Source organism: Campylobacter blaseri (assembly GCF_013201895.1).
GTDB classification, from domain to species: domain Bacteria; phylum Campylobacterota; class Campylobacteria; order Campylobacterales; family Campylobacteraceae; genus Campylobacter_B; species Campylobacter_B blaseri.
Genome location: NZ_CP053841.1, coordinates 1574514 through 1593768 on the forward strand (window position 1 = coordinate 1574514; position 19255 = coordinate 1593768).

Annotated in this window: 7 protein-coding genes and 1 pseudogene; all 8 read right to left on the minus strand. The window is 27.1% G+C overall.

The window, feature by feature from the left end:
- Positions 1-477 carry a hypothetical protein gene (locus tag CBLAS_RS07830; RefSeq protein ID WP_106872267.1) on the minus strand — a complete coding sequence of 159 codons (477 nt, stop codon included), beginning with the start codon at positions 475-477 and terminating at the stop codon, positions 1-3.
- The gene (locus CBLAS_RS07835) at positions 474-956 is read right to left on the minus strand and encodes a hypothetical protein (protein ID WP_106872269.1); all 483 of its coding nucleotides are present in this window, start codon (positions 954-956) and stop codon (positions 474-476) included. The genes CBLAS_RS07830 and CBLAS_RS07835 overlap by 4 nt, the downstream gene beginning before the upstream one ends.
- Positions 953-11083 carry a two-partner secretion domain-containing protein gene (locus CBLAS_RS07840; protein ID WP_172658212.1) on the minus strand — a complete coding sequence of 3377 codons (10131 nt, stop codon included), beginning with the start codon at positions 11081-11083 and terminating at the stop codon, positions 953-955. The genes CBLAS_RS07835 and CBLAS_RS07840 overlap by 4 nt, the downstream gene beginning before the upstream one ends.
- 16 nt (positions 11084-11099) lie before the next feature.
- Positions 11100-11942: pseudogene (locus tag CBLAS_RS09700) on the minus strand (ShlB/FhaC/HecB family hemolysin secretion/activation protein); the annotation flags it as partial.
- A 56-nt stretch (positions 11943-11998) separates the two neighbouring features.
- Positions 11999-12736, minus strand: coding sequence for a POTRA domain-containing protein (locus CBLAS_RS09705; RefSeq protein ID WP_172658213.1), 738 nt, complete (start codon positions 12734-12736; stop codon positions 11999-12001).
- Between the two features lie 408 nt (positions 12737-13144).
- A complete protein-coding gene (gene polA, locus CBLAS_RS07855; protein WP_106872273.1) occupies positions 13145-15772 on the minus strand; it encodes a DNA polymerase I in 2628 nt (875 codons plus the stop codon).
- 67 nt (positions 15773-15839) lie between these two features.
- Positions 15840-16433, minus strand: coding sequence for a hypothetical protein (locus CBLAS_RS07860; protein ID WP_106872275.1), 594 nt, complete (start codon positions 16431-16433; stop codon positions 15840-15842).
- Entirely contained in the window at positions 16430-19252 is a 2823-nt protein-coding gene (uvrA, locus tag CBLAS_RS07865) for an excinuclease ABC subunit UvrA (RefSeq protein ID WP_106872277.1), read from the minus strand. The genes CBLAS_RS07860 and uvrA overlap by 4 nt, the downstream gene beginning before the upstream one ends.
- Between the last annotated feature and the right edge of the window lie 3 nt (positions 19253-19255).

A 19255-nucleotide genomic window follows, 5' to 3' on the forward strand; every position in this document is an offset into this window, starting at 1 on the left:
TCATTCACCTTTATCTAATTGTTTTTTATACTCATTAGTTATTTGAACTTCTATATTCTTTATATTTTGTTCTTTTTTAATTGTAAAAATCTTATCTAGATAGTTTACAAAAGGCACTATGATAAATTTTATAAAAATTATATAGTGTAAAGAAAATATAAATTTAAACCCTAAATACTCGTAAACAGAGTCTGGAGTATTATTAGGATTTGGTAAAGAACTAATGTATCCATAGCTAATAACAATCCAAGAAAAAGAGACAAACAAAATAAATATTTTTAAATTTAGAGATTTTTCCAAAAACAATAAAACTAAAATTATTGGGTTAATAGCAACAAAAACTATTATGGTAAAAAAACTAAACCCCTCACTAGCTTTGATAAAAAAGCCACTATAAGTGCATATATTGTATATAAAGTTAAAGTAAAGATATATAGAAAAATACAAAATTATTATATTTTTGGCTCTTTTAGTCATCTCAAACCTTTGCTATATAGTTTATCATTATAAATTATCTTATCCAAAAAATTTACAAAAGGCTTAAAAACAAACTCTATATACATTGGATAATGCAAAGAAAATATAAAATTCCAAAAAAGAACCTCATACCATGCAAAATCATAGTTTGTATCGTTTAAAATACTTTCTCTTATAAATCCACCATTTCCATCAATATCATACAAAGATGATGCTATCAATAAGCTTTCAAAAAAATTATAAACAAACAAAACAACTGAAAATATAGCCAATAAAACAAATGTTGTAAAATTGATTGATTTTTGTATAATCAAAAATATCAATACAAATACAATAGAGCCAATGGCGATGTTCATTACTGAACTTATAACATCTGATGCTTTGTCTGATGCATTAAACATCAAACCATAGCAAAACATAAATGTATAAATATATACAGAATAGTATAAAATTAAAACTTTTTTGGCTCGTTTAGTCATTTTTTATCCTCAATAAACAGTTCTATTGCATCATAATATTGTTCCAAAAAAGGATGATATTTTATAAGGTCATTCCAATTTTTATATTCATAATTTGCATCTGAATTTAACCAACCATTTGCAATTGGATCATGTGGATGATTAATTTGAATTATGAATTTAGCATCAACTGCTTGCATGCTTTTCTTTAAACCTGTTGCTGATTTAGGTGAACCTACTGATATAAATTTATAAGGTGTTTTTACATTTTGAATTTTATTTATTTTATTTGCTTTATAAATATCTTCATTTCCAGCACTATGGGCTACAATAATAGTATCTGGAGATAATTGTTTAAGTTTATAAGCTGTCAAAACATCTTTTTTAGTAAGAAAATTTGGTAGCCATTCTATAGCATCTCCAATGTACAAAAGCGGTCCTTTTACATTATTAATCAAACCTACATTATCTCCATAATCCTTTTTAAATTCTTTCAATATTTCTAAAGCTTCTGCATGGTTATTTCCCATTCCATTAACAAAAACTATTTTAGAATTTAAATCGACATTATCATAATTTAATTGGGTTTTACTTCTAAGTTTTTCAAAATCCACAGGATTGTTTAAATCATACTGATATTTATATTTTTTATTGTCTGGAGTGTTCAGTATTTTCGTATAATCCTGCAATAATGCAATGCGTCCTTTAGTGATTAAATTTATTATATCTTTGTTTAGATATCCATTAGATATTGCCTCCCAAGTAGTAAGGTCAACTATTTTATTGTCGTTTATTTTATCCATAGCAAGAACTTTATCTCTATAAATATATATTTTATCATCCCCTTTACTCTTATCTAAATTAATAAACTCTTTATTGTTGTTTATTAGTGTATTGTGGCTAGTGTTAAATATAGAGTTATTTGTAGTTACTATATCTAGGTTATGGTTATTTGTCTTTGCTAAGCTTTTATCTGTTATTATATTTAAAGCTTTATTACTAAAGTCTGCTAAGTCTTTTCCAAATATAGTAGCATATCTGTTTTGGTCAGGGTCATTTAGTATAAGTATACCTTTTTGATTATCTATAGCATGAGTCATCTCATGACCTAAACTTGTAATTAGCTCTTTTGTATTTTTATTATATTTGTCATTAATGTAATTTACATTAGTATCTATATTATAGTGTCCTTTTATAGGTGTATTGTTTGAACCTATGGCATCTGTATATATTACTTTAGTATCATTTGGTATATAGCCTAAGTTTTGCATTACATTTAATGTTAATACATTTAACATAACTTGCTTTTTTTCTATATCTAAATTTGGATCTTTAAGATAGTTAGCTAAGTTTGTATCATTTGCTACTATATGTTTTAAAGTATTATATACTTTTACATACTTTTCATTCTCTTTAAAGAAGCTTCCTATGCTTGCTTTATTTGTTGAGGCTATTTGATATATAGCTTTAGTAATAGCAGTTGCCATATTATAGTCATCTTCTATATCTTTTCTTCCCTCTTTACTAAGTAATCTTGTATCCAAGCTAGCATCTACTTTAGAGCTAGTATATGAGTTATATAGTTCAAGTGAGAGTTTAGATGTATCTGTGTTTAGTCTTGCTAAATCATCAGAGTTGGCTTTATTTATTATAGTTATGCTTCCTTTACCTAATGTAGCTAAAGTTTTAGAGCTATTTACATTTAGTGAATTTGATGAGCTATAAGCTAGTGATGAGATATTATTAGATATATCATTTACTTTATTGTTTGAGTTATAATTAGCATTACTATTTACACTATTTGTTAGTGTAGTTTTTTTACTATCTTTATTGTTTATATTGTTATTTGTTGCTAATGTTTTAATATTATCATTGTTTAAGTTAATATCTTTATTACTACTACTATTTGATGTAGTATCATTAGTGTTATTCTCTTTATCTTTTAGACTTAGATTTATATTTATACCTGTAGATTTAGAACTACTATAATTAGTATTTGATAGGTTTTCAAATGTAAGGGTATCTGTTTTAAAGTTTAGATTTTCATTATATATAAAGTTACCTTCATCTGTAAATTTACCACTAGCTATTAGTGAACCTTTTAGGTGGGTATTGTTTTTAACATCTATATTTACATTATTAGCTGTTAGAGATGTTAATACACTTTGTTTGTTTAATCCTATAGAGTTATCTGTATTAAAGCCTGCATTTGCTGAAGATATTCCTTTTATATCTATACTTGCATCTTTTCTATTTGGTGCTTTATTGCTATTTCCAAATCCTACTCCAGCACTTACATTAAAGCCTTTATTACTATAGCTATACTTATCTTGTAAAGATATTACATCTAAGTTATTACCTGCTTTTAAGTTTAAGGTGTCATTAGCTCTTAGAGTAGTACCTTTAAATAAAGCATCATTTATTGCATTAATGTTTATATTACTAGCTTTTAAATTTGAGTTGTTGAATGCTAAAGAGTTAGAGTCATATCTACTTTGTCCATATCCAATAGAGGCAGTTCCTCCACCTCCTCCATACATAGTAAAGTTTACACTACCATTTATTGATTTAGTATTTTTATTAGTAGAGCCAAAGTTACTACTTGCACTTACATTTAGATTATGAGTATTTATATTTATCTCATCATTAGCTATAAGATTACTTCCTTTAATATTTGTATTAGTATTTAGTTTTTCATCTGTATTTATTAAGATATTAGATGCATATATGTTTGATGGGGTGGAGGTGGTAGAGGTAGAGGTTGTGTTTGATTTTTCTCCACTTACATCTGCACTTACTCCTACAGAAAAGCCATAAGTAAGGTTTGAACCTGATGCAGCAGCAGCCTGAGAAGCTATGGCTGATGTTTTAGTAGCTAGATTTATGGTTGCTGCACTTATATCTATTAGATAGTATTTTTCTTGTGATTTTAGATTATTTACTATATCTACTAGGTTTTCTATATCACTATAATCAACTCCAACCTTTTTGTTTTTATAATCACTTTTTAACTCACTTAATTTATTTTCTAACTTTTTAACCTCTTTTTTGTAATTAGTATAATCACTCTTTGCATTTTTTAATTGTTTAGCAGCTTCTTGGGCTTGTTTTACAGCTGTGGCTATCTCTACATACTCGTTTTGAGCAGTGAGGCTTAGGGCAGCTTTTAAATGCTCCTCTTTTACATTTTCATCTTTTGTATCAGATGAGTTAAGTATATTTACATCACCAATTTTTGAGTTTAAAACTACATTTCCACCTGCTTTTAAGTTACTACCTTTTATGTTTGTATCACTAATGGAGCTAGATATAATATCCTCTTTTGCAAATAAATTTGAAGAGCTATTTAGTGTATCTTTAGATATCTTGGCTTCTTTATCATAAGTTGCCTCTGCTATTTGTAATTTAACTCTTGTATTAAAATCCTTTAACCCTTTTATGTCATTTTTAATCTGTTTGGCTAAATTTGAGACCTTAACTTCTACTTTTTTATCTAGGGTTTGTCTATTTAAAGTATCAAGACTTGAGATGATGTTTATCTTGCCAGTATCTGCTTTAATGTATATATTTTTGTCTGAGTTTATATTTGAGCCAATTATAGATGTGCTACCACTATCTATGATTGTATTACCTTTAGAGGTTAAGATACTTTCTTTGCTTTTAGATTTTACATTATCATCTTTATGAAGCTTATCTAAGTATAAAGGTGCAACATCTATACCAACTAGGTTTAAAACCCCAAGTGGGTTAAACTTAGTTTTTTTACTATAGTTTATAGTTTTTTCTAACTCCTGTCTTGAAGATATTAATACATCATCTAAGGCTTTAAGCTCTATATCACTAGCACTTAATAATTCACTTGCTAAGATATTTATATCTTTGTTTGAGTTTAATATGATATTTTTAGCCTCTGTTTGAAGTTTGGCACTATGTAAGTTTAAGTTATCTTTTGAGTTTAGGCTTACACTTTTACTAAATCCTCCAAATCCTTTTTTCTTTTTATAGTGAAGCTCTTTTGTTGCATAATCTTTTGCAAATACATTTATATCAGCTTTTGCATTTGCTACTATGTTATCTTGGGCTTTTAGTTTGCTAGCTTCTAAATTTATATCGTTTTTAGAGTTTAAGAGTATGTTTTTAGCTTGTAATGAAGATGAGTTAACACTCTCTTTATAACTCATATCTCTTTTGGTTTTTGAACTACCAAATGAGCCTTTTGAATATGTTTGTATATCTCTATATTTTACACTATTTAAAGCAGTTATGTTTATGTTTTTATCTGCATTAAGGTTTATTAGGTTATCTGCTTTAAGATTGCTAGCTTCTATATTTATATCTTTGTTTGAGTTTATAACTATATCTTTAGCCTCTACATTAGAACTAAGATAGCTAGTATCTTTACTTTTATAAAAGTTTCTTCCCTTTTGTGCATTAAACTCATCTTTTAACTCTTTTGTATTTACATCTATGCTACCTGTTTGTGTAGCTAAAGTAATAGTCTCTTTTGCTTTTAAATTACTAGCTATGTTTGTTATATCTTTGTTTGCTAATACTACTAGATTACCATTTTTAGCAATGATGCTTGATGGTTTGCTTATTTGTGTATAGGTTGTGTTATTATAGTTATCTCCACTTTTTACCTGATTTACAAATGTTTCATTTATAACACTTCCATATTTTGAAAGTATATTTATATCATTAGATTTTATAGTTGCACCATTTTTATTTACTATGTCATTATTAGCTATTAAGTTTATCTTTTTGCCTGATATTAGTAATCCTGTGTTGTTTGTTATAGTATTTGCTTGTAAATTTAAATAATCTTTTGATATTATATTTCCAGAGTTAATTAAATCATCTTTTATATCTAGTTTGATATTTTTTGCAATAATTGTTGCACCATCTGTTTTTTTATAATCTTTTGCAAGATATACTATAGGAACTAATACCTCTTCATTATTTATAGTTTTACTTACATACCAAACTATATCTTCTTTTAAATTTGCTAATTGCTCCCGTGTTAGCTCTTTACCTAAGGTTAATCCTAAAATAGAGCTTTGATTTACAGCACTATTCATAAGTTTAACATACTGAGCGTTTGGATCAGTAAAGTAGTTGTCATCTATATAAGCTCTTCCTAAATGTCTTTTTAATGCATCGCTTACGAGCTTTGTTTCATAGGCTGCATCTCCAATTGATTTTATCTTTCTATCACTTCTATAGTTTATTTTTTGTAAAAAGTAGCTACTTCCTAGATAGTGTGATAAATCTGTATATAATGGGTTTGATTCTATTAGATAGTTTGGATTATTAGGGTTATGAATAAAAAATGAATATTTATTTTTAGATAAGTTAAAATTATCATTTATGGTATTTATAATTTTATTAGATTTAACTTTTTCTATACTATCTTTTAATAAGTTTATGTTATTGTCTGTTTTTTCTATACTATCTTTTATATCTACTAACTCATTTTCTTTTTTGATTATATTATTTGTAATATCTACTTTATTTATATTTGTATCTATATTTGGGTCGTAGGTAGTAAACTCAATATTATTAATTTTGGCTTTGTTTTCATTATTAAGCTCTACTAAATTACCTGTAATTTGGTTGCCAGCTTCTATGACTGAATCAATTGAATCAATTTTAACTCTATTTTCTATTGGAGGAAGAGTAGCCCATGTGTAGTTTGGATCATGCCAAAAACTATTACATTCTTTATAACAATATTCATACTTTCCAGTTATTTTATTGTAAAAATATAAATTTTCAGACTGATTATTTAAAGTTGTATCTTTAAAATTTAAACTATTTTTTGCAGAGATTGTGCTTAAATAGTTACTAATATTACCAATATCTAAATTAATATTTTTACCAGATAAGATAAGCCCACCATTGGCAATATTTACATCTTTTAGTAAATAATCTTTTTTGGAATTATAATAAAAGTAGTATTGTTTTGCATTACTTACATAGTATGGTGATTTTAGTTTAAGATAATATCTTCTATTATATTCAACATTAAACACATCAGAGAAATTTTTATACTTTTCTTTTAATCTTTTTATAATTTCATCTGAATCCACTTTTCCTGAATGAAATTTAGGTAGAGTATCGGCTTTAGGACTTCTATCTTTGTAATGAATTTTGTATCCTGCAGACCAATATGATTTAATAATAGTTATCTCATTTTTAGAGTATTTAACTCCATTTACTATGGCACTTCCGTCGTGATTTAAACAATTATTTTGGTTAAAAAAACATTCCTTACCAATATATGCTTCATTATAATATTTACCATTAGCAATCTCTTCTTTTTTTATATCTTCTATAATTGGTTCTTCGCCTATTGAAGTTTTACTCAATCTACTAAATATAGACTTCTTACAACTGAGATATCCTTTACCTCGACATTGTTTTAGATTAATTTTTTCTTTTTCATCATCTTTTATGCCAATTTCTACCTTATCATTTAAGTTTTCCAAACTATTAGCAAATATATTAATATTGCCATTTAAAGATTGTATTGTAGCTTTATCATTTATAATCTTTTTAGTTCTTAAGCTTCTATCCTTATCTGCTTGAATATTAATACCATTTTTAGCAAAGATTATTGATTTTTCATCGCCTAAGTCAACCTTTGTTTTATCTGTTTTATTTATAAGAGTGTCTTTAATGTATAAATTTAAGATATTGTTTGAATATATGGTGTTGTAGTTTTTAAGATTGCTAGAGATGATATTTAAACTATCACTATTTTTACTTGATAGTGCTATTGCTCCATAGTTTTGTATGTTATTTGCTTTTATATTCATATCTTTAAGTGATAAGATAAGTGCATGATTTGTTAATTTTTCTGTATTAATTTCAATACTAGCACTTTTTATAGCAGATTGATTGGTTGCTAAGTCATTATTTGTTATATAGTTTTTAGCTTTTAAATTTATATAGTTTAGTGAAGAGAGTAAACCACTATTTTCTATATAATCATTTGCTTTTATATCTATTTTATCATTAGATATAAAAGTTGAGCTATTTGTAATGGAATTTGCATTTATATCTATATCTTTGGCTGCTCTAAAGCTATTTGTATTATTAAGCGATAAATCTTTGTTTACATTTAAAGCTATATTTTTACTACTAAAATTTGAGCTTTTAAAATCATCTATTTTTACATCATCTATATATAGTGATAAGTTATTTAATGATGTTAAAGTCGAGCTTAGAGAGTTAACTCGTTTTGTGAAGATGTTTATATCTTGATTTGCCTCTAAGTTTGAGTTATTTAAACTTAATAAATCAATTTTTTTATTATCTTCTGTTTTTATAGATATATCTTTTGAAGCTAAATTTGAGTTTTGTAAAAGAAGATTTTCTGTTTTAAAATTAATATCTCCTTGTCTATAGCCATTTTTATATTTAGAGTTAATATCTGCTACACTATAAATATTACTATTATTTAAATTTATATCTGAGATATTAAAATTTATATCACTATTTGCTTGAGCTTTTAATCTATTAGCATTTAACTCTTTAGAGTTTATATCTATACTATGTTTTGAATATAGTAAACTACTATCTAAGTTTATACTGTCTTTTATATTTAAATTTATATCTTTAGTTGTTGATATTATATTTGAATGATTTAAGGCTAAATTTTGTGAGTTTAACTCTATTTTGTTAGATTGGATAGTTGAGTTTGTATCATTGTAATTAGCTAAGTTTAGCATTAAGTTCTTACCACTTATAATTGAGCCAAATTTGTTTTTAAAAATGTCTGTTGATATAGTTAAGTCTTTATTTGCAGTTATTAAGCCATAACTATTGTCTAGATTATTTGATGAGATTGTTATATCTTTTAAGGCTGCTATATAGCCATTTATATTTTTAATACTATTTACATCTATATTTATTGTTGTATTAGAGATTAGTTTTGAATCATAATCATCTTTGTTTATCTTTTCTTGCGAAAGTATTAAATCTTTGGCTTTGATATCTATCTTATCTGCTTGAAGATTTATATTTTTAGCATAGATGTTTTCTTTGGTGTTTATATTTGTTGATAGCTTTGAATAGATATTTGCTTTTATTGCATTTAAATTTGATGAGTTTATATTTATATTTGCGTTTTGAGAAAAGAGATTTACTCCATTTATATTTGCATTATTTGATTTAAAATTTATATCATTTAAAGCTGCTATTTGGTTTGAATTATTAAGATTTATACTATTTGATGTTATATCTAAATTTCCATTTGTTGCAACTATGTTGGAATTTTCAGAGTTAAATATGTCTGAGTTTATAGATATATTTTTTGCTTGAATGTTTGAGCTTTTACCATTAAAATTTATAGAGTTTAAATTTAGATCTTTATTAGATAGCAAAGAACCATTATTATTTGTAAACTCTTTTATGTTATTTATATTTAAATTACTATTTGTGGCTATTTTAGCTTCACTATTATTTAAATTTGTAGCTATTATATCTATTTGTTCATTAGCATTAATGTTAGCTTTTTGATTATTAAAATCTTTAGTTTTTATACCTAAATCTTTCATAGCTAACACTTTTGAACTACTTAAATCAATTTTATCTTTTATATTTAAAGTTATTTTATTTGCACCAATATTTGCTTTTATTGCATTTAAATTTGATGAGTTTATATTTATATTTGCGTTTTGAGAAAAGAGATTTACTCCATTTATATTTGCATTATTTGATTTAAAATTTATATCATTTAAAGCTGCTATTTGGTTTGAATTATTAAGATTTATACTATTTGATGTTATATCTAAATTTCCATTTGTTGCAACTATGTTGGAATTTTCAGAGTTAAATATGTCTGAGTTTATATCATTTTTATTATTGATTTTTAAATTATCTTTTGCAGTGATTTTTACACTTTCTTCATTGTCTATATTTTGGCTTTTGATATTTATACTCTTTTTTGAGTTTATCTGTGAGTCTTTAGAGCTTTTAAGAGTTTTAGCATTTAAGTTTATATCATCTTTTGCATAAAGAAGATTTTTATTTTTAATGGTATCTGCATCTATGTTTAAACTACCTTTTTTTGTATCTTCTAGCTTAGTATTTACCCCTGAGGCAATTAAATTGTCATTTGTTAATGAACTTGTATTTATATTTATATCTGTTTTTGAGGCAATGATATCTCTGTTTTTAACACTCTTTTTAACATTAATATTAACATTTGAACCATATATTGTATTTGACTCTAGTTCATCGTTTGAAGTGATTTTAACATTTGAACTAGATAGTGCTTTGTTTAAAACTATTTTACCATTAGTGCTTATTTCCAAACTATCTTGTGCTGAAATTTCACCATCTAAATTTACTCCAACACCTTTGTTTGTTCCAATTAATTTAATTTTATTAGCATAAATTCCACCAAGAGCAGATGAATCAAGTGAAACTGTAGCATGGTTAGAACTATCTTTTGGCACTATAGTTCCATCACTAAGTATTTTATTTTCACCAGTTATAATATCTAAATTATTAGCATTTATCTTTGCATTTATTTTTATTGTTTTTGCATATAGTTCTGCTTTATTAACATTTTTAGTATTTAACCCATCTTTTTGAATTTCAATTAGTCCATCATTTACATCATAACTACTTATATCTCCATTTTTTATATTTGGATTTGCTGTTGTGATTGTAGCTTTGTCTGTATTTATAAATCCAGCACCATTTATATAGATACCATTTGGGTTTGCTATAACTACAGATGCCCTATCTCCTGCTACTTCAGTAAAACCTTCAAGTTTTGATCTGTTTTTACTTGTTACTTCGTTTAAGATTATTTTTGCAGTTTTAGTGTTTGCTAAGTTTTTGTTTCCATATATATAACCGCCAAGATTAGTGCTTGTATCTCTTCTGTTTGAGTTATTTAGTATAAGACCCTCTTTTTCTACATTATAGTTAGAAAATTTATTATGAGAAAGACCATTATTATTTGGCTTTACTATATTTACTATAGGCACACCATTTCTTGCTTTATCTAGCGATGGTTGGTTTTTAATAGGAGCATTTTTATCTATAACAATGCTGTTTGCAACTAAACTTTGTTGTGCTATAAGTAGTGAGCTTACAATTACAGATACTACTTTTTTAAATATTTGTTTCATTGTTGTTTCTCCATAGCTAATAGTTATAAACTACATTAAATCCAAAAAACTTTGAACTGTCATCTTTTGTATAATCTGTATCTTTTAAAGGTATATTATAAAATAACTCTAAGTTCAATTTATCTAAATATATCCTTGAGCCTATACTAGAACCTATAATTTTTCCAAATATACTATTTTTATCTTTTTTTACATATCCATAATCAACTGCCAAATATGGCATCACTATAGCACTACCTATCTTATATCGCATAGATAGCTCATTTCTAGTATAAAATCCACTACTACCACTAAGTCCTGTATCCTTAAAGCCTCTTATGCTATATATTCCCCCCATAGATATCTCATCACTTCCAAAAAGCTCATCATTGCTGTATTGTCCTCTTAAATAAAAATTATATTGCAAATGGTTAGATGTATTAAAATATCTATTAAATCCTAAATCAACTACATACTTATCATAATATAATTTTGGTAGAGCCTCTTTGTCTTTACTTCCACCAACACCTTTATATGCTAAAAATTTACTATAATAATCAAAGTTTATACCTCTATAACTATGTTTAAACCCTATACCAAAAGATGAACTAGAGTAACTTTGTAAATCTAATTTCACATCATTTAAGTGGTTGTTTGATTTTTTGTGATTGTATTTTAAAATAAACTCTAAACTATGTCTTAAAGAGTGGTATGTCTTGTAAGATATCTCTATGCCTTTAGAGTTATTGCTACCATCTGTTTTAAATGTAGTTCCAAATCCATCGCCATTTATCTGTTCATAATTTGAATAGTCATAAAATATATCAAATGAAAATCTTTCATAAGGAATACTATAATTTATAGATGTTCCAATTGTTTTATCACTGCTTTTAAATACTTTATTTGTAAAGTTAAAATTTAAAGTTAAAACATCATTTAATTAAGTAGATTTTCAAGATTAAAATTATTGTAAATTTGGTATTTTCCAGTTTTTTTAGTGCCGTAGTTATTTATTCCTACATTGCCATAAAATCTATTTTTATCACTAGTATTTGATACTTTAACTACTGTATAGCTTGGTTTAGAGGAGGGAATTAGTTCTAAGTTTAAATTTTGAGATTGTAATCTTTCACCTTGTTGTAAAGCAACCTCTAAATCTCTTAAATTAAGCATTCTACCATCATAGCCATTATATAAATTTACCATATTTATATTATCTTCTATAACTTTTTCAACCTTTCCCTCAAGGATATTTATATCTAAAACTCCATCGCTTAAATCTTGAGGTTTTATATACGCTTTACTTGTGATATAGCCTTTTTGTATATATCTATTTGTAATTTCATTTGTTAAATTTGTTAGTTCATTTATAGTGTTACATTTGTTTAGATATCTATCTAATATTTTATTAAATTCACTCTTTTTAAAAACTGTCATATCTAAAATGTTTATGTTATTGATTTGTATACAATTTTTATTATCTTTAGTAATACTATTTGTATCAAGTAGCTCTACATCATAAAAGGTATTGTTTTTAATGTTTTCGTTAGATTTTTTCTCTTTATAAATTTGCTTTTCAATAAAATCTTTCTGTTTTTGATTGATAATTTTTTCAGGAGAAAATGCAGCATAAGATAAAGATATAACTATAGAAATCAATAATAAATATCTCATACGTAACCTTTTATTAATAAGATTTAAATATTAACTTAATAAAATAAAATCTAATTCTACTATTTTATTCTTAAATATTGATAATTATTATAAAATAAAAATATATTGAGCTTGTATTGGATTATATGTAGATTTATTAATTTAAGATTTTTATATACTATTAGTTTTTATTTAATGGAATTCTCTAGATAGTTTATTTTTATACTAAATTAAAATATATAGACTATTATAAAATTTAGATACAAGAAATTAATTTTAATTTAGCATAAAATAATGGTATTTAATGTAAAAATATATTTTATTTATAGTTTTATTTTTATTATTAATTTACAAATTTAAACCCCCATTCATTTGCATATTTTAATACTATTTCAAGATTATCAAGGCTTGAGTGCGTGCTGAATTTGTTTATTTCAAATCGCCCCAGTTTTTTGCTGCATCCAAGCTACAAACAAGCGGAACTTTTAATGCATAGATATTTTGCATTAAATTTTGTGCTTTTTTGCTAAACTCATCTACAAGTTCATCTTTTACTTCAAAAATAAGCTCATCGTGAATTTGAAGTAGCATTTTTATTTCATCATTTAAAAGTGGTTGAAATTTAACCATAGCTAGTTTTATGATATCTGCTGCACTTCCTTGAAAACGGGTATTAACGGCTTCTCTTTCATACATAGCAAGTTGCATAGGGGTTGCTGATGAAAAATCAAAATATCTTTTTCTACCAAGCAAAGTAGTTATATAGCCAAGCTCTTTTGATGTTGTTTTTATATTTTCCAAAAAGTCTTTTATGGTTGAAAATGCCTTAAAATATCTTTGTATATAATCTCTTGCGTCATTTCTTGAGATACCAAGCTCGTTTGATAATTTATTTGCTCCCATTCCATAAATAAGTCCGAAATTTATACTTTTTGCAATCGCTCTTTTTTCGCTATCGCTTTGCCCAAATATACTTATAGCTGTCCTAGCATGGATATCTTCTGCGTTTTTAAAAGCTTCCACCAAGGCTTTATCTTCGCTAAAATGAGCTAAAAGCCTAAGTTCAATTTGAGAATAATCAAGCGATATAAAACTATAACCTTTTTTTGACACAAAACACTGCCTCATCTGTTTAGCTAAACTTCCATGCGCTGGTATATTTTGCAAATTTGGATTTTTAGAAGAGAGTCTTCCTGTACTTGTTCCTGTTTGTAAAAAACTAGTGTAAATTCTAGAGTTTTCATCTTTTAGGGCTAAATTTAAAAGTGGCTGAGTGTAGGTACTTTGAAGTTTATAAAGTTCTCTATATGAAAGAAGTTTTTCTATAACTGGATGCTCATCAACAAGAGCACTTAAAACACTCTCATCAGTGCTATATCCTGTTTTTGTTTTCTTTTTAGCCTTTAAGCCTAAATTTTCAAACAGCACAACTCCTAATTGTTTTGTTGAGTTTATATTAAATCTCTCACCACTTAACTCATAAATCTCATTTGTTAAAGCTTTTAATTTCACATCAAGTTTAGCTATCATATCTCTTAGTAAATCCCTATCTATAGATATTCCTGTCTCTTCCATAAAAAGTAATACTTCTATAAAAGGAAACTCTAAACTTTTTGCCAAATTTAACAAATTATCATCTAGCAAGCTTTTTAAAGTTTGATAAAATTTGAAAGTTATCCATGCATCTTCGCTTGCATATTTTGTAGCCTCTTTAACATCAATATCTGCAAAAGTTTCACCTTTTTTAACAATTTTTTCAAATTTAACTGTATTGTAGTCATACAATCTTTTAGCTAAATTATCCATGCCAACGCTAGTTCCTGGATCATTTAGCCATGCCATTATCATAGTATCTATGTAGTTTTTAGGTGGATTTAAATCAAAGTTGTTTTTAACTATCGCAAAATCATATTTTAGATTATGCCCTATAACATGGCCTTTGTAAATTTGAGCTATCGCCCATTTTGCAAATTCTAGTGAAATTTGCTTTGGAACTCCTAAATAGCTATGCGTCAATGGAACATAGTAAGATTTTTCTTCATTAAAACAAAAAGAAAATCCCACTATTTTTGCAATCTTACTATCAACTCCTGTTGTTTCAGTGTCAAAAGATACTAATGTATCTTCATTAATATCCACAAGCAGTCTTTCAAGCTCTTCTTCGCTATCGATGAGTATATCTTCAAAAGAGCCATCTTTTTTAATCTTTGGAGCTTCTAGGCTTGATAAAATTCTATTTAAAGAGTATTTAGCCAAAATATCTTTTATTTTTAGCAGAGGATTTTGTGTTGGAAATTTAGCAAGTTCTAAATTTGGAATTTCTAGTTTTTTGTAAATTGTTGCTAGTTTTTTACTTAAAAAGGCATTTTCTTTACTCTCAATCAATAAATTCCTACTTCTTACATTTGCAACTTTATCTAAATTTTCATATATATCTTCAATATCTTTAAATTGATCTAGCAATTTTTTCGCACCCTTTTCTCCTATGCCTTTAACGCCTGGGATATTATCACTACTATCTCCAACTATAGCTAGAAAATCACGAATTTGAGATGGTTTTACACCATATTTTTCAATGCAACCTGCTTCATCATATATCTCTTTTTTAGCAGGGCTATAAATTCTAACTTTATCGCTAATTAATTGATATAAATCTTTATCGTGAGTTACAATATTTATAAGCATATCATCATTTTTATAAGCTTCAACAACGCTTCCTATCACATCATCAGCCTCATAACCCTCATATGCGATAGAACAAAGTTCCATTTTTTCTATCATCTCTATACATACAGGAAGTTGTTCCAAAAGCGCTTCAGGTGGAGTTTGGCGGTTTATTTTATAATTTGGATCAATCTCGCTTCTAAAAGTTTTACCCTTGCTATCAAGCGCAAAAATTATATAATCACTCTTAAACTCACTTTCTAAGTTTGCTATAAAATTTGCAAATCCATAAACCATTCCACTTGGTTTTCCTTCTTTATTTCTAAGACTGCTCATAGCATAGTAAAGTCTGAAAAAAAAGCCAAAAGTATCAATTATCGTTAATGTTTTCATTATATTTATCCTTCTTATAAAAATTATACTATTACTGCATAATAATCTAATTTATTTTATTTTATATCTATATATCGCCTAAAATTTCACTAGCGTTTTCTTTAATATATTTATACAACTTTATCCCATTTTGTCCAAATTTTTTACTTAAATTGTTATGAAAATCTGCTTTGTTGGTTGAGTTTTTTTGAATTTCTTTTATCTCATTTAGATTTTTCTCAAAAAATTCTTTTAATTTTAATTGTGTTTTATCTTCAATTAACGGCTTAGAAATATGTGTGATTTTAGGTATATCTTTTTTATCTTCCTTGCATTCAACATTTGAAAATCTTAAAATTTGAACTTTTTTATTAAATATCTCTTGAATATAGTCTATTTTAGAGAAAATTTTATCATTGCTAGCTATGTAAATTTTATCTATTTTCTTTTTAGAGCAAAGATAACCAACAAGTGTTAAAATAATCTTATCGGCATAATCCTTGCTACTTTTATTAAAAGTATAAAATTTACATCTTTTTTTACCTATGAAATTTGGAATTTTACAAGTTAATTTCAAATTTTCATTCCCAACTATATAAAATTTATCCTTTTTACCAAATCTAGTAATCTCACTAAAAAGCTTTAAGTTGATATTTTCTGCATCTATTAAAAAAGCTTTCATTTCATGCCCTTTAACTCATCTACTAAAAACTGACCAGTGTAAGAGAGAGTTTTTTTGTAATTTTTTGCTAGTTGTTTTGGTGTCCCACAAGCTATTATTTTTCCACCTTTGCTACCGCCCTCAGGCCCCATATCTACTATATAATCAGCATTTTTTATCATATCCATATTATGTTCAATAACAAAAACAGAATTTCCCAAATCAACTAAATGTTGCAAAACTTGTGTTAGCTTATCAACATCAGCAAAATGAAGTCCTGTAGTTGGCTCATCAAGTATATAAAGAGTTTTACCTGTATCACTTTTACTAAGCTCTTTTGCAAGTTTCACCCTTTGAGCTTCACCACCACTTAAAGTAGTTGCATTTTGCCCTAAGGTTACATAGCCAAGACCCACATCTTGCATAGTTTTAAGCTTTGAGTAAATTTTAGGAACTGCTTTGAAAAACACAAGTGCCTCATCAACACTCATAGCCAAAACCTCAGCTATGTTTTTGCCTTTGTATAAAACCTCTAAAGTTTGCTCATTGTATCTTGCTCCATTACAAGCATCACAAACCACTTTAATATCTGGTAAAAAGTGCATTTCTATCTTTATCTCACCATCACCTGAGCATTTTTCACATCTTCCACCTTTGACATTGAAACTAAATCTTCCTATTTTATAACCTCTAAGTTTAGCCTCTTTTGTCTGTGCAAAAAGAGCTCTTATCTCATCCATAGCCCCTGTATAAGTAGCTGGGTTTGATCTAGGTGTTCTTCCTATTGGGCTTTGATCTAGATAAATCACTTTATCTAAATATTCTAGTCCATCAATAGTAGTTCCTTTTATCTTTTTAACTTTTCTAGCATTATTTAACTGTTCTTGCGCTTCTGGTAAAAGAGTTTGAAGCACAAGTGAACTTTTCCCGCTCCCACTAACACCTGTTATGCAAACAAGATTGCTAAGTGGAAATTTAGCACTTAAATTTGAGATGTTGTTGATATTAACATTTTTAATGCTTAGCCATTTTTTTTGCTTTCTATTTTTTTGATAATTTATATTTTTTTCGCCATTTAGATATTTTGCTGTTTGTGTGTTGCTTTCTAATATACCTTTATAGCTTCCACTATAAATTACACTTCCACCATTTTTACCTGCACCCTCGCCTATATCAACTATAAAATCAGCATTCTCAATTGTCTTTTTATCATGTTCAACAACTATTAGAGTATTTCCTTTATCACGAAGTTCTTTTAAAGTGTTTATAAGCTTTAGTGTATCTCTTTCGTGAAGTCCGATGCTAGGCTCATCTAAAACATACATAACCCCACTTAGCCCGCTTCCTATTTGAGAAGCAATTCTTATCCTTTGAGCCTCACCACCACTTATAGTTCTAGCATCTCGCCCTAAACTTAGATAATCAAGACCAACATTATTTAAAAAATAAAGCCTCTCTCTTATCTCTTTTAAAATAGGTTTTGCTATTGCTTTTTGTTGCTCACTAAAATACTCAAAATTCTCTTCATTTTTAAAAAACTTAACACAATTTTCTATGCTCATATCTATAATATCAGCTATTGTAGCATTTGCTACTTTTACCGCTAAACTCTCTTTTTTAAGCCTATGTCCGCCACAAGTTTCACAAATTCTCTCACTCATATATTCATCTAAATCATTTTCACCTTTTAAAATATCATAAGCAATTTTCACAACACCTTCAAATTTCCGTTTAAGCTTATGTCTTTTCCATAAAAATTCTACATCCTTTGCATTTCCATACAAAACTAGTCTTTTTTCATCATCACTAAGCTCTCCATAAGGTTTTTTTATCTTAATTCCATTTTGTTCACAAAAAGCACATAAAAATTTATAATAATAACTCTTATTAAAGCCATACATTATTTTTATCGCTCCATTTTCTATGCTTATACTCTCATTTATAATCTTATCTAAGTCTAAACTAAACCTAATCCCAAGCCCATCACAATCAGGACAAGCACCCTTAACTGAGTTAAAGCTAAAGCTAAGTGGCTCAAGGGGGGTAAAAGAAATTTTACAATCAAAGCAAGCCATGTGCTCACTATAATGAATGTGATCGTTTTCTAGCCCTACCTCATCAGCATTTAATATATCAATCTCAAGCTCTCCATAGCTTAGTGCCAATGCTTTTTCAACATCTTGTGCTATTCTTTCTTTGTTGTCATCATTTATAACAACCCTATCAATAACTGCCTTAATAGTATGTTTTTTAGTTTTACTAAGTTCGATATCCTCATCAAGCCTAACCATCACACCATCTATTTGAGCCCTTATATAGCCCTTTGCTCTAAGGCTTTCTATCATATCAACAAAGGTTCCCTTTTTCTCTCTTGCTAATGGTGAAAAAATAATAATTCTTGAATCTTGTGGTAGTTTTAAAATTTCAGCTATGATATCACTTGCACTCATTTTTGATATAGGCTTTCCACAACTATGACAATGTTGAATGCCAACCCTTGCATACAAAAGCCTCAAATAATCATAAATTTCAGTTATAGTCCCAACAGTTGATCTAGGGTTTTTTGAAGTTGTTTTTTGATCAATTGCAATGGCTGGCGTTAGTCCTTCAATCTTATCAATATCAGGCTTACTAGCCCTATCTAAAAACTGCCTTGCGTATGAGCTTAAACTCTCCATATATCGCCTTTGACCCTCAGCATACAAAGTATCAAATGCAAGTGTGCTTTTCCCACTTCCGCTAAGTCCTGTTAAAACAACAAGTTTATTTTTTGGAATTTTTAAACTTATATTTTTTAAATTATTCTCTCTTGCCCCAATTATATCTATAAAATCATTCATCAT